Annotated in this window: 12 protein-coding genes; 8 read left to right on the top strand and 4 right to left on the bottom strand. The window is 72.9% G+C overall.

Annotated features, from left to right (window positions below; genetic code table 11):
* Nucleotides 1-45: 45 nt before the first annotated feature.
* Entirely contained in the window at nt 46-1,467 is a 1,422-nt protein-coding gene (gene sufB, locus JK356_RS20895; RefSeq protein ID WP_201870240.1) for a Fe-S cluster assembly protein SufB, read from the bottom strand.
* The gene (locus tag JK356_RS20890; RefSeq protein ID WP_201870239.1) at nt 1,464-2,315 is read right to left on the bottom strand and encodes a helix-turn-helix domain-containing protein; all 852 of its coding nucleotides are present in this window, start codon (nt 2,313-2,315) and stop codon (nt 1,464-1,466) included. The genes sufB and JK356_RS20890 overlap by 4 nt, the downstream gene beginning before the upstream one ends.
* A 172-nt stretch (nt 2,316-2,487) precedes the next feature.
* On the opposite strand from JK356_RS20890, the gene JK356_RS20885 reads away from it, so the two are divergent.
* From JK356_RS20885 to JK356_RS20875, 3 genes are all read left to right on the top strand, one after another.
* Nucleotides 2,488-3,420: an ABC transporter ATP-binding protein gene (locus JK356_RS20885; protein ID WP_201870238.1), complete on the top strand. Its 933-nt coding sequence runs from the start codon at nt 2,488-2,490 to the stop codon at nt 3,418-3,420.
* A 107-nt stretch (nt 3,421-3,527) separates the two neighbouring features.
* Nucleotides 3,528-4,253: an ABC transporter permease gene (locus tag JK356_RS20880; protein ID WP_236671690.1), complete on the top strand. Its 726-nt coding sequence runs from the start codon at nt 3,528-3,530 to the stop codon at nt 4,251-4,253.
* Nucleotides 4,254-4,304: 51 nt separating this feature from the next.
* Entirely contained in the window at nt 4,305-5,306 is a 1,002-nt protein-coding gene (locus JK356_RS20875) for a heme A synthase (protein ID WP_201870260.1), read from the top strand.
* A gap of 225 nt (nt 5,307-5,531) precedes the next feature.
* Here JK356_RS20875 and JK356_RS20870 read toward each other — a convergent pair whose 3' ends face one another.
* The gene (locus JK356_RS20870) at nt 5,532-5,822 is read right to left on the bottom strand and encodes a hypothetical protein (RefSeq protein WP_201870236.1); all 291 of its coding nucleotides are present in this window, start codon (nt 5,820-5,822) and stop codon (nt 5,532-5,534) included.
* Nucleotides 5,823-5,871: 49 nt separating this feature from the next.
* On the bottom strand, nt 5,872-6,825 hold the full coding sequence (locus JK356_RS20865) for a heme o synthase (protein WP_374100692.1): 954 nt from the start codon (nt 6,823-6,825) through the stop codon (nt 5,872-5,874).
* A gap of 370 nt (nt 6,826-7,195) precedes the next feature.
* Between JK356_RS20865 and tkt the strand changes: the two genes are divergently transcribed.
* From tkt to pgl, 5 genes are read left to right on the top strand one after another with little or no spacing between them, the layout of a single operon-like run.
* Entirely contained in the window at nt 7,196-9,274 is a 2,079-nt protein-coding gene (gene tkt, locus JK356_RS20860; protein WP_201870234.1) for a transketolase, read from the top strand.
* Nucleotides 9,275-9,307: 33 nt separating this feature from the next.
* On the top strand, nt 9,308-10,426 hold the full coding sequence (gene tal, locus JK356_RS20855; protein ID WP_201870233.1) for a transaldolase: 1,119 nt from the start codon (nt 9,308-9,310) through the stop codon (nt 10,424-10,426).
* Between the two features lie 27 nt (nt 10,427-10,453).
* On the top strand, nt 10,454-11,980 hold the full coding sequence (zwf, locus tag JK356_RS20850) for a glucose-6-phosphate dehydrogenase (RefSeq protein ID WP_201870259.1): 1,527 nt from the start codon (nt 10,454-10,456) through the stop codon (nt 11,978-11,980).
* Nucleotides 11,977-13,089: a glucose-6-phosphate dehydrogenase assembly protein OpcA gene (gene opcA / locus JK356_RS20845; RefSeq protein ID WP_201870232.1), complete on the top strand. Its 1,113-nt coding sequence runs from the start codon at nt 11,977-11,979 to the stop codon at nt 13,087-13,089. The genes zwf and opcA overlap by 4 nt, the downstream gene beginning before the upstream one ends.
* Nucleotides 13,086-13,847, top strand: a complete 762-nt coding sequence (pgl, locus tag JK356_RS20840; protein ID WP_201870231.1) for a 6-phosphogluconolactonase — start codon at nt 13,086-13,088, stop codon at nt 13,845-13,847. The genes opcA and pgl overlap by 4 nt, the downstream gene beginning before the upstream one ends.
* Nucleotides 13,848-13,900 lie beyond the last annotated feature (53 nt).

Here is a 13,900-nt window from a genome sequence, read left to right as displayed (position 1 = left end):
CACTCTCTTGCTCGGGCTTGATCGGTTCGTGGGGAGGGCGCCGGGTCAGCCGACGGCGCCCTCCATCTGGAGCTCAATGAGGCGGTTCAGCTCAAGGGCGTACTCCATCGGCAGCTCCTTGGCGATGGGCTCGACGAAACCGCGGACGATCATCGCCATGGCCTCGTCCTCGGACAGGCCGCGGCTCATCAGGTAGAAGAGCTGGTCGTCGCTGACCTTCGAGACCGTCGCCTCGTGGCCCATCGTCACATCGTCCTCGCGGACGTCGACGTACGGGTAGGTGTCGGAGCGCGAGACGGTGTCCACGAGCAGCGCGTCGCACAGCACGTTGGACTTCGAGCCCTCCGCGCCCTCGCCGATCTCGATGAGGCCCCGGTAGGAGGTGCGGCCGCCGGACCTGGCCACGGACTTGGAGACGATGTTGGACGAGGTCCGCGGCGCCATGTGGACCATCTTGGCGCCGGCGTCCTGGTGCTGGCCCTCGCCCGCGAAGGCGATGGACAGCGTCTCGCCCTTGGCGTGCTCGCCCATCAGGTAGACGGCCGGGTACTTCATCGTCACCTTGGAGCCGATGTTGCCGTCGATCCACTCCATGGTGGCGCCCTCGTAGGCCACGGCGCGCTTGGTCACCAGGTTGTAGACGTTGTTCGACCAGTTCTGGATGGTCGTGTAGCGGCAGCGGGCGTTCTTCTTGACGATGATCTCGACGACGGCCGAGTGCAGCGAGTCCGACTTGTAGATCGGCGCGGTGCAGCCCTCGACGTAGTGCACGTACGCGCCCTCGTCCACGATGATCAGGGTCCGCTCGAACTGGCCCATGTTCTCCGTGTTGATGCGGAAGTAGGCCTGGAGCGGGATCTCCACGTGGACGCCCTTGGGCACGTAGATGAACGAGCCGCCGGACCAGACCGCCGTGTTCAGCGCGGCGAACTTGTTGTCCCCGGCCGGGATCACGGTGCCGAAGTACTCCTGGAACAGCTCCGGGTACTCCCGCAGGCCGGTGTCCGTGTCCACAAAGATGACGCCCTGGGACTCCAGGTCCTCGCGGATCTTGTGGTAGACGACCTCGGACTCGTACTGCGCGGCAACGCCAGCGACCAGCCGCTGCTTCTCGGCCTCCGGGATGCCCAGCTTGTCGTACGTGTTCCTGATGTCCTCCGGCAGGTCATCCCAGGTCTGGGCCTGCTTCTCGGTGGACCGCACGAAGTACTTGATGTTGTCGAAGTCGATCCCGCTGAGGTCCGAACCCCACGTGGGCAGCGGCTTCTTCTCGAAGAGCTTCAGCCCCTTCAGGCGCAGCTTCAGCATCCAGTCCGGCTCGGACTTCTTGGCCGAGATGTCGCGGACGACCTCCTCGGACAGGCCACGCCTGGCGGCGGCACCGGCCGCGTCCGGGTCGGCCCAGCCGTACTCGTAGTTGCCCAGCCCTTCCAGCTCGGGGTGGGCAGTCTCCGTGGGGAGCGTCATGCGGGGTTCCTCCCGGCGTTACGTGCTGATGCGGTGGTCTTGGGTGCGGACGGTCTGTGTGAGGAAGGCCGTTGTGACGACGGGGCCGCAGCGGACCCGGGGACGGACTCCGGGACAGACTCGGGGACAAACGTGGTGCAGACGCCGTCGCCATGGGCGATGGTGGCCAGGCGCTGCACGTGGCTGCCCAGCAGCGCGGAGAACACCTCGGTCTCCGCCTCGCACAGCTGCGGGTACCGCTCGGCGGCGTGCGCCACCGGGCAGTGATGCTGGCACAGCTGCTGCCCCGCCGTTGCCGGGGCCGGTGCGGCGCGCGCCGTCGCCGAGTAGCCGTGGCGGGTCAGGGCCTCGGCCAGCGCCCTGGTCCGGTCCCCGGGAGCGGCCCGCTCGACGTGCGGGCGGTACTGCTCCGCCTGGGCCGCGGCCCTGGCGCGGGCGAACGCCATCACGGCCGCCGCGCCCCGGGACCCGCCGCCGGCGGACTGCTCGATCCAGCGCAGCGCCTCGACGGCGAGTTCGTCATAGGCGTGGTCGAAGGCGTCCCTGCCGCAGTCGGTCAGCGCGAACACCCGCGCCGGACGGCCGCGGCCCCGCGAGCCGTAGACCCGCTTCTCGCGGGGCTCGACGACGCCCTCCGCGGTGAGCGCGTCGAGGTGACGGCGCACCGCGGCCTGCGTCAGCTCCAGCCGGTCGGCCAGCTCGGCCGCCGTGGACGGACCGTGGTCGAGGATCGAACGGGCCACGCGCTGCCGCGTGCCGTGCTGCTCCTCCAGGGCCGCGGGCAGGCCCGAAGCGCCGGTGGCACCCTTGGCCACCGGCTCGTCGCGCCGCTCGCTCGCCTTTTTCACAACGTCATTGTTGCGTAATTCGAAGGACACGAGCAAGCCAGCTCCTGACCAGCCGGAATGCCGTTCGTCACGTTAGGCGACCCTAACCGGCCGGCCCATCCCGCCGGCCCGCCGCCCCCTGGGGAGCACCCCGCCCGCGGTCTCCCCCGCCGGTGCTTCCTACACTTCGGGCATGCACGCAGCAGGGGGCACGCCCGCGGTCGAGGCGGCCGGCCTGGTCAAGCGGTACGGCACGGTCACCGCAGTCGACGGGCTCGACCTCACCGTCGGCCGCGCCACGGTCACCGCCGTGCTCGGCCCCAACGGCGCCGGCAAGACCACCACCCTCGAGTGCTGCGAGGGCTACCGCAGGCCCGACGCCGGGCGGCTGCGCGTGCTGGGCCTGGACCCGGTGACACAGGGCGCCGAGCTGCGCCCCCGCATCGGGGTGATGCTCCAGAGCGGCGGCGTCTACCCCGGGGTGCGCGCGGCCGAAATGCTGCGCCACATGGCCCGGCTGCACGCCCACCCCCTCGACGTGCCCGCGCTCATCGACCGGCTCGGCCTGGGCTCGTGCGGCCGCACCCCCTACCGGCGGCTGTCCGGCGGCCAGCGGCAGCGGCTGGCCCTCGCGCTCGCCGTCGTCGGCCGCCCGGAGCTGGTCTTCCTGGACGAGCCCACCGCCGGGCTCGACCCGCAGGCCCGCCGCGCCGCCTGGGACCTGGTGCGCGAGCTGCGCGCCGACGGCGTGACCGTCGTGCTCACCACCCACCACATGGAAGAGGCCGAGGAGCTGGCCGACGAGGTGGCCATCGTGGACGCGGGCCGCGTCATCGCCCAGGGCACGCCCGCCGCGCTCTGCGGCGGCGCGGGCGACGTGCTCCGCTTCACCGGCCGCCCCGGCCTGGACCTGGCGTCGCTGCTGGCCGCCCTGCCCGACGGCTGCGACGCCGCCGAGCCCTCCCCCGGCTCCTACCGCGTCACCGGCGACGTCGGCCCCCGGCTGCTGGCCACCGTGACCGCCTGGTGCGCCCAGCACGGCGTGCTGCCCGACCGCATCACCACCCAGCGGCACAGCCTCGAAGACGTCTTTCTCGACCTCACCGGCAAGGATCTGCGCTCATGACCGCCCCACCGCCCTCACCGCGCGAGCCGGGCCGCGAGGGGCGTCCCGGCACAGGAGGAGCCGCCGGCCGGTACACGCCCCGGCCCGGCGCCGCGCCGCTGCCCCGCATGATCGCCGCGCAGACCGCCCTCGAGACGCGGATGCTGCTGCGCCACGGCGAGCAGCTGCTGCTCACGATCGTGATCCCCGCGCTGCTCCTCGTCGTCTTCAGCGGCGCCGACATCATCGACGGTATGAACGAGGGGCGCGGCGGCCGGGTGGACTTCATGGCGCCCGGCGTGCTGGCGCTCGCGGTGCTCTCCACGGCCTTCACCGGCCAGGCCATCGCCACCGGGTACGAGCGCCGCTACGGCGTGCTCAAGCGGCTCGGCGCCTCCCCGCTGCCGCGGTGGGCACTGATGTGCGGCAAGACCGGTGCGGTGCTGGTCGTGCTGCTGCTGCAGACGGCGCTGCTGACGGTGGCGGCCCTGTCGCTCGGCTGGTCACCGCAGGGCAGCCCGGTCGCGGCGGCGGCGCTGATGCTGCTCGGCACGGCCGCCTGCTCAGGGCTGGGGCTGCTGATGGCCGGGACGCTGCGCGCCGAGGCCACGCTGGCGGCGGCCAACCTGGTCTTCGTGCTGCTGCTCGTCGGCGGCGGCGTGGTCATCCCGCTCGCGGACTTCCCCTCCGGCGTGCGGGGCGCGCTGGAGCTGCTGCCGCTCACCGCCCTGGCGGAAGGGCTGCGCGAGGTGCTGCGCGAGGGCGCGGGCATGCCCTGGGGGAACGCCGGGGTGCTGGCCGCCTGGGCGGTGCCGTCACTGGCCGCCGCGGCCCGGTTCTTCCGCTGGGAGTGACCCTCGTGAAAACACGCACAAGCTCGGGCCTACCATGAGCGTGTGCCTTTTATGCCGGAACTGTCGAAAGCCGCGCGCAACCCCCTGGCGTACATCGCCGCGCGCTACACCTCCCGCCCCGAGACGGTGCGCCGGGCGGCCCTCACCGCGCTCGCGATGAGCGTGCTCATCGTCATCACGGGCGGCGCCGTCCGGCTCACCGGCTCGGGCCTGGGGTGCGACACCTGGCCCAAGTGCTCGGACGACAGCCTCGTCGCCACCTCCGAGATGGGCATCCACGGGGCGATCGAATTCGGCAACCGCCTGATGTCCTACGTGGTCTGCGCGGCGGTCGGCTGGTTCATCATCACCGCCCGGTCGGCCAAGCCGCGCCGCCGGAGCCTGACGCGGCTCGGCTGGCTCCAGTTCTGGATCGTGGCGAGCAACGGCATCATCGGCGGCATCACCGTGCTGACCGGGCTCAACCCGTACATAGTGGCCTCCCACTTCCTGGCGGCCATGGCACTGGTCACGGCGACCACCGTGGCCTGGCTGCGCGCCCGCGAGGGTGACGCGGCGCCGCGCCCGCTGGTGGGGGTGCCGGTGCGCCGCGCCGCGCTGGGCCTGACGCTGCTGGCCGGGGCGCTGCTCGTGGTCGGCACGGCGGTGACCGGCAGCGGCCAGCACTCGGGCGACGACGGCGACATCAGCCGCATGCCGTTCGACTGGGAGGCCATCACCCGCGTCCACTCCGCGCTGGCCTGGCTGGTGGTGCTCGGCACGCTCGCTCTGTGGGTCCTGCTGCGGATCGTGGACGCCCCCAGCGGGCCGCGGGCCCGGGCCAGGGAGCTGCTGGCCGTGCTGGTGGCCCAGGGCGTCATCGGGTACGTCCAGTACGCGCTGGACGAACCGGCGTGGCTGGTGGGCTTCCACCTGTTCGGCTCGACGCTGGTGTGGATCGCCGCGCTGCGCCTGCTGCTGTCCACGCGGGAGCGGGCCGAGGCCGCACCCGGCACCGGGCCGGCCCGCGCCGCGGCCGCCACGCGCGCGCCGGCCACGCCGGCCGCCCCCTGACCCTCACGCTGACCCTCACGCTGGCCCTCACGCCTGTCCGGCCCGGCGCTGCCCCACGCGGACCGGTGTCATGCCGGCGCCCGTGCGGCGGCGGAGTGCCCGGGAGGGCAGCGCGGCAGCGGCCGGAGGGGCAGAACGCAGGGGCCGGAGGGGCAGAACGCAGGCGCTTCACGGGGCGGAACCACGGCAGCCGGAAGGGCCGGGCAGCAGGCAGCGGGAGGCGCCTCAGCCCCGGGCGCCGGTGAGCTGGGAGCCCGCCATGCGCCGCCACTCGTAGCTGCCCGTGCGCATCCGCCCGGCCAGGTCGCCCGACAGCTCCTCGCGCAGTTCCACCCCGGCCCGCGCGGCCGCCTCCGCCAGCTCCTCGCGGCCAGGAGCCACCAGGTCGCCCCACGCCCCGTCCTGGCCGACCAGCACCAGCCGGTAGCCGCGGGCGCCGAGATACGCGAGGTGGCCCTCGGCGCCGCCGTGCGCGGCGGCGAAGGCGCGGACGCTGCCGGTGAGATCGCGTGCCATGGAATCCTCCTCGTCGGAGAGCCTCGTCGGAAAGCCGGCCGGGGGCTGGTCAGCTGAGGAACGGGTCGAGGGCGACGGCGAGGAAGAGCAGCGAGATGTAGCTGATGGAGTAGTGGAACAGCCGCATCTCCTTCAGCTTGGCGCCGCCGACGCCCGCCCGGGCCCGGGCCCGCAGCGCGTGCGCCTCGTACAGCCACCAGCCGCCCGCCGCCGCCGCGACGACCGTGTAGAACCAGCCAACGTAGCCCAGCGGCCACAGCGTCAGGGAGACGGCGACCATGGCCCAGCTGTAGAGCACGATCTGCCGCGCCACGACCGTGCGGGCCGCGATGACCGGCAGCATCGGCACCTTGACCCGGGCGTAGTCCTCCTTCACCCGCATCGACAGCGGCCAGTAGTGCGGGGGCGTCCAGAAGAAGATGACCAGGAACAGCACGACCGCGGCCCACGAGACGGTGCCCGTCACCGAGGACCAGCCGATCAGCACCGGCATGCACCCGGCGATGCCGCCCCACACGATGTTCTGTGCGGTCCGCCGCTTGAGCCAGGCCGTGTACACCAGCACGTAGAACAGCAGTGCGCTCAGCGACAGCGCCGCCGAGACCCAGTTCACCGTCAGCCCGAACCACGCCGTGGAAACCACGGCGAGACCGACGCCGAAGACCAGGCACTCCCGCGGGCTGACCGCGCCGGTGACCAGCGGCCGGTTGCGGGTGCGGTCCATCAGGGCGTCGATGTCGCGGTCCAGGTACATGTTCAGCGCGTTGGCGCCGCCCGCCGACATGTATCCGCCCAGGCACGTGGCCAGCACGAGCCACAGGTCCGGCACGCCCTGTTCCGCGAGGAACATCACGGGCACGGTGGTGATCAGCAGCAGCTCGATGATGCGCGGCTTGGTCAGTGCGAGGAACGCCTTGCACCGGTCGGCCGCCGACAGGTGCGCCGGAGCCGGGCCGGGCCCGGTGCCGGGCTTCGCCACGGAACGGGAATCGACGGCCGTCACGGACACCCCTGGTAGTGCGAACGTCAGCGACTTGCGCTGCGGGCGGATGGCTGCGGGCTCGGCCTGCGCCGGTCCCGGAGGAACGGCTGCGGAACCGCAGGTAAGAGCTCGCGCGTACCACGTCACTTTAGACGGCCCCGGGCCGCCGCCCGCCGCCGGGGTCGGGCGTGCCGTGGCCGCGTGGCGGAACCGGTGTGCCCGGGCAGTCCGGTAGCCGTCGCCGCGCCCCGGGTACGTCAGGGGGCGGGCGGTAGGCTCGAAGGCGCCGGTGCACCTGCCAGTGCTGTCAGGCGAAGCGAGTCGTACACCGGCCTGGAGAGAGCGCAGCCCGGTCGTACGCGATAGTTGCGGAGAGGAGCCCTGACGCAGGGTGAGCAGCAAGAAGACCACCTCAGACCTCGACTGGACCGACCTGGACGACCGGGCGGTCGACACCGCCCGGGTCCTGGCCATGGACGCCGTGCAAAAGGTGGGCAACGGCCACCCCGGAACGGCGATGAGCCTGGCGCCCGCCGCCTACGTGCTCTTCCAGAAGCTGATGCGTCATGACCCGTCGGAGCCCGACTGGACCGGCAGGGACCGGTTCGTGCTCTCCGTCGGCCACACCAGCCTGACGCTGTACATCCAGCTGTACCTCGCCGGGTACGGTCTCCAGCTCGACGACCTGAAGTCGTTCCGCACCTGGGGCTCGCGCACGCCGGGCCACCCCGAATACGGGCACACCGCCGGCGTGGAGACCACCACCGGCCCGCTGGGCCAGGGCCTGGGCAACGCCGTGGGCATGGCGATGGCCGCCCGCTACGAGCGGGGTCTGTTCGACCCGGAGGCGGCCCCCGGCGAGTCGCCGTTCGACCACACCATCTGGGTCTTCGCCGGTGACGGCTGCCTCCAGGAGGGTGTCGCCAGCGAGGCGGCCTCCCTGGCCGGGCACCAGAAGCTGGGCAACCTGGTCCTGCTGTACGACGACAACCACATCTCCATCGAGGGCGACACCGCCACCGCCTTCTCCGAAGACGTGCTGGCGCGCTACGAGTCCTACGGCTGGCACGTGCAGCGCATCGAGCCCAAGGAGAACGGCGACCTCGACCCGCACGCGGTGTACGCGGCGCTGAAGGCCGCCCGCGAGGAGACCGGCCGCCCGTCCATCGTCGCGGCCCGCTCGATCATCGCCTGGCCCGCGCCGAACGCGCAGAACACCGAGGCCGCCCACGGCGCCGCGCTGGGCGAGGAGGAGGTCGCCGCCACCAAGCGCGTGCTGGGCTTCGACCCCGAGCGCCACTTCCAGGTCGAGGACGAGGTGCTGGCGCACACCCGCGCCGCCGTGGAGCGGGGCCAGACCGCGCGCGCCGAGTGGGAGAAGCGGCTCGCCGCCTGGCGTGCCGCCAACCCCGAGCGCGCCGCCGAGTTCGACCGGATCGCGGCCGGGCAGCTGCCGGAGGGCTGGGAGAAGGAGCTGCCGGTGTTCGACGCCGGCTCCTCGGTGGCCACGCGCAAGGCGTCCGGCCAGGTGCTCAAGAGCCTGGGCGCGGTGATCCCCGAGCTGTGGGGCGGCTCCGCCGACCTCGCGGGCTCCAACAACACCACGATCGACCCGTCCTCCTCGTTCCTGCCCGAGGGCAACCCGCTGCCGGAGGCCGACCCCTACGGCCGCACCATCCACTTCGGCATCCGCGAGCACGCCATGGGCGCGGCCATGAACGGCATCGCGCTGCACGGCAACACCCGCGTCTACGGCGGCACGTTCCTGGTGTTCTCCGACTACATGCGGCCCGCGGTGCGGCTGGCGGCGCTGATGAAGCTGCCCGTCACCTACGTGTGGACGCACGACTCGATCGGCCTGGGCGAGGACGGCCCCACCCACCAGCCCGTCGAGCACCTCCCGGCGCTGCGCGCGATCCCCGGCCTGAACCTGGTGCGGCCCGCCGACGCCAACGAGACCGCGATCGCCTGGCGCGAGATACTTCGCCGCCACTCCTCTCACCCGGCCCCGCACGGTCTGGCGCTGACGCGGCAGAACGTGCCGGTGTACGAGCCCAACGAGAACGCCGCCAAGGGCGGTTACGTGCACACGGAGGCTGAGGGCGGCACCCCGCGGGTGCTGCTGCTGGCGACCGGCTCCGAGGTGCAGCTGGCGCTCGCGGCCCGCGAGCAGCTCCAGGCGGAAGGCATCCCGGCGCGCGTGGTGTCGCTGCCGTGCCTGGAGTGGTTCGAGGAGCAGGATCAGGCGTACCGCGACCACGTGCTGCCGCCCGACGTCACGGCGCGCGTCGCCGTGGAGGCCGCCGTCGGCCAGTCGTGGCACCGGTACGTGGGCGACGCCGGCCGCGTGGTGTCGCTGGAGCACTTCGGTGCCTCGGCCGACGCCGCCACGCTGTTCCGGGAGTTCGGCTTCACGCCTGAGGCGGTCGCCCAGGCCGCCCGGGAATCCATCGCCGCCTCTGAGCGCTGAACCCGTAGACGAGACAACAGGAGACCGAATCCCATGACTGACGCGCTCAAGCGGCTCTCCGAAGCGGGGGTCGCGATCTGGCTGGACGACCTGTCGCGCCGGCGCATCACCTCGGGCAACCTGTCCGAGCTGGTGGACCAGCAGCACGTGGTCGGCGTAACGACGAACCCGGCGATCTTCCAGAAGGCCATCTCCGGCGGCGACGGCTACGAGGAGCAGCTCGCTGACCTCGCGTCCCGCGGCGTCACGGTCGACGAGGCGGTGCGCATGATCACCACCGCCGACGTCCGCGACGCGGCCGACGTGCTCCGCCCCGTGTACGACGAGACCGGCGGGCGGGACGGCTGGGTGTCCATCGAGGTGGACCCGCGCCTGGCGCACCAGACCCGGGCGACGGTCGCCGAGGCCAAGCAGCTGTTCTGGCTGGTGGACCGCCCCAACACCCTGATCAAGATCCCGGCCACCCGGGCCGGCCTGCCCGCCATCACCGAGACCATCGCGCGGGGCATCAGCGTCAACGTCACGCTGATCTTCTCCCTGGAGCGCTACCGCGAGGTGATGGACGCCTACATGGCCGGGCTGGAGCGGGCGAACGCCGCGGGCCTGGACCTGAAGCAGATCCACTCGGTGGCGTCGTTCTTCGTCTCCCGCGTGGACACGGAGATCGACAAGCGCCTCGACGCGCTGGGCACGGCCGAGGCCGCGGCGCTGCGCGGCAAGGCGGCCGTCGCCAACGCGCGGCTGGCCTACCAGGCGTACGAGGAGGTCATCGCCTCCGACCGCTGGGAGGCGCTGTCGCGCGCCGGCGCCAACCCGCAGCGTCCGCTGTGGGCCTCGACCGGCGTGAAGGACCCGGCCTACCCGGACACGCTGTACGTCACCGAGCTGGTCGCCCCCGGCACCGTCAACACCATGCCGGAGGCCACGCTCACCGCCACCGAGGACCACGGCAAGGTCACCGGCGACACCATCAAGGGCACCTACGAGCAGGCCCGCGCCGATCTCGACGCCGTCGAAAAGCTCGGCATCTCCTACGACGAGGTCGTACAGCAGCTGGAGGACGAGGGCGTCGAGAAGTTCGAGACGGCCTGGAACGCGCTGCTCGACTCGACGAAGGCGGAGCTGGAGCGTCTCGCGGCCAAGGAGCGCTGAGCGGCCGTGACCACTGGCGACGCTGTGATCCGCGCGGCGGGCAACCCGCTGCGCGACCCCCGGGACCGGCGGCTGCCCCGCATCGCCGGTCCCTCGGGGCTGGTGATCTTCGGAGTCACCGGCGACCTGTCCCGCAAGAAGCTGATGCCGGCCGTCTACGACCTGTCCAACCGCGGGCTGCTGCCGCCGGGCTTCTCCCTGGTGGGCTTCGCCCGCCGGGACTGGGAGGACGAGGACTTCAGCCAGGTCGTCCACGACTCGGTGGAGGCGCACGCGCGCACGCCGTTCCGCGAGGAGGTCTGGCGGCAGCTGGCCGAGGGCATGCGCTTCGTCTCCGGCACGTTCGACGACGACGACGCGTTCGCCCGGCTGCGCTCCACTATCGAGGACCTCGACAAGCAGCGCGGCACCGGCGGCAACTTCGCCTTCTACCTGTCCGTTCCGCCGAAGTTCTTCCCCACGGTGGTGCGGCAGCTGAAGAAGCAGGGCCTGTCAAACGCGCCGGAGGGCAGCTGGCGGCGCGCCGTGATCGAGAAGCCGTTCGGGCACGACCTGGCCTCGGCGCGTGAGCTGAACCGGATCGTCCACGAGGTGTTCTCGCCGGACGAGGTCTTCCGCATCGACCACTACCTGGGCAAGGAGACCGTCCAGAACATCCTGGCACTGCGGTTCGCCAACACCCTCTTCGAGCCGGTGTGGAACCGCAGTTACGTGGACCACGTGCAGATCACGATGGCCGAGGACATCGGCATCGGCGGCCGGGCCGGGTACTACGACGGCATCGGCGCGGCACGTGACGTCATCCAGAACCACCTGCTCCAGCTGCTGGCGCTGACCGCGATGGAGGAGCCCGCCTCCTTCGACGCCGAGTCGCTGGTCACCGAGAAGCTGAAGGTGCTCCGGGCCGTCAAGCTTCCCGAGGACCTCGCGCGGCACACGGTGCGCGGCCAGTACACGGCCGGCTGGCAGGGCGGCGAGAAGGTCCCCGGCTACCTCGAGGAAGAGGGCATCGACCCGGACTCGGTGACGGACACCTACGCCGCGATGAAGCTGGAGATCGACAACCGCCGGTGGGCGGGCGTGCCGTTCTACCTGCGCACCGGCAAGCGGCTGGGGCGGCGGGTCACGGAGATCGCGGTCGTCTTCCAGCGGGCGCCGTACTCCCCGTTCGACGCCACCGACACCCAGGAGCTGGGGCAGAACGCCCTGGTCATCCGGGTGCAGCCGGACGAGGGCGTCACCGTGCGCTTCGGCTCGAAGGTGCCGGGCACGCAGATGGAAATCCGGGACGTCACGATGGACTTCGCCTACGGCGAGTCGTTCACCGAGTCCAGCCCGGAGGCCTACGAGCGGCTGCTGCTCGACGTGCTGCTCGGCGACGCCAACCTCTTCCCCCGCCACCAGGAGGTGGAGCGGTCCTGGGAGATCCTCGACCCGGTCGAGGAGTTCTGGGCCCAGCACGGCAGGCCTGAGCCGTACACGGCGGGCTCCTGGGGCCCCAGGGCGGCGGACGAGATGCTCGCGCGCGACGGACGGAGCTGGCGGCGGCCATGAACATCGACCTGACGGACACCACATCCGGAGAGATCAACACGGCGCTCGTGCGCGCGCGGCGCGCCGCCGGCGCCCCGGCGGTCGGCATGGTGCTGACGCTCGTCATCGTCACGGACGAGGGGAACCACTACGACGCGCTGCGGGCCGCGAGCGAGGCCTCCAAGGAACACCCGGCGCGCACCCTGGTGGTCATCCGCCGGCCCGGCCGCTCCCCGCGTGACCGGGCCGCCGCCCGGCTCGACGCCGAGGTGCGGGTCGGCGGCGACACCGGCATCGGCGAGACCGTGCTGCTGCGGCTGCACGGCGAGCTGGCGGCGCACTCCCACAGCGTGGTGGTGCCGCTGCTGCTGCCGGACGCGCCGGTGGTGGTGTGGTGGCCCGACGAGGCGCCCGAGCACCCGGCGAAGGACCCGCTGGGGGTGCTGGCGCAGCGGCGGATCACCGACGCGGCCTCGGCCGAGGACCCGGTGGCGGCGCTCACCGCGCGGGCGAGCGTGTACGCCCCGGGCGACACCGATCTGGCGTGGACGCGGATCACGCCGTGGCGCAGCGTGCTCGCGGCGGCCCTCGACCAGCGGCCGGTGCGCGTGACGGCGGCCATCGTCGAGGGCGAGGAGTACAACCCGAGCACGGAGCTGCTGGGCATGTGGCTCGGCGACCGGCTGGGCGTGCCTGTGGACCGGGTCATCTCCGAAGGCCCCGGCATCACGGCGGCGCGGCTGGTGACCTCCGACGGCCAGATCTGCCTGGACCGGCCCGACGGCTCCCTGGCGAAGCTCGCCATGCCGGGCCAGCCGGACCGGGACGTGGCGCTGCACCGCCGCAGCATGGCGGAGCTGATCGCCGAGGAGCTGCGGCGGCTCGACCCGGACGAGGCGTACGAGCAGGCGGTGCGGTTCGGCGTCAGCAAGCTCGGCAGCGGCCAGGCCCGCGCCGCGGCGGCCGCCGCCGGGAAGCCCGTCCGGCCGACGGCGGCGGACGCGTTCGGCAGGAAGCCCGGCTCCGGCCAGGCTTCCGCCAGGAGCGCTCAGCGCGGCCCTGCCGGCAAGAACTCCGGGAATAACTCCGGCAAGAACGCCGGAAAGAACGCGCCGGAGCGGGACGCGTGACCGCCGCACCGCAGCTCCTGGTGCACGAGGGCACGGAGCGGATGGCGCGGGAGACCGCGGCCAGGCTCCTCACCGCGGTGGCGGACGCCCAGGCCATCCGGGGCACCGCGTCGGTCGTGCTGACGGGCGGGCGGAACGGCAACGCCGTGCTGTCCGCCCTCGGCGCGGCCCCGGGGCGGGACACCGTGGACTGGCGCCGCGTCGACCTGTGGTGGGGCGACGAACGCTACCTGCCCGCGGGCGACCCGGACCGCAACGACACCCAGGCCCGCGCCGCCGTGCTCGACCAGCTGCCGCTGGACCCGGCCCGGGTGCATCCGATGCCGGCGCCTCCCAGCAATGACGTGGAGGCCAGCGGCGGCCCGGAAGCGGCGGCGGAGCGGTACGCCGCCGAACTGGCCGCGGCCAGCGGCCCGTTCGACGTGCTGCTGCTGGGGGTCGGGCCCGACGCGCACGTCGCGTCGCTGTTCCCGGGGCACCCCGCGGCGGCCGAGACCGGACGGACGGTGGTCGCCGTCCGCGAGGCGCCGAAGCCGCCGCCGGTGCGGATCTCGCTGACGATGCCCGTCATCCGCACCGCCCGCGAGGTGTGGCTCCTCGCCGCCGGCGAGGACAAGGCGGACGCCGTGGCTCTCGCCCTCTCCGGCACGGACGGGGCCCGGGCCCCGGCGGCGGGCGCGCGCGGCAGCGAGCGCACGCTGTGGCTGCTCGACGAGGCGGCGGCCGCCGGCCTGCCGCCTGGCAGCCGCCCGGCCTGAGCAGCCGGTCTGACCCGCCCGTGCCCGCCCGCGCCCGCAGCGGGCGGGCGCGG

The organism is Streptomyces sp. 7-21, from assembly GCF_016741785.1.
Classification (GTDB): Bacteria; Actinomycetota; Actinomycetes; order Streptomycetales; family Streptomycetaceae; genus Streptomyces.
The sequence above is the reverse complement of the archived record's forward strand: the minus strand, read 5'-3'. Positions and strand labels throughout refer to the sequence as shown.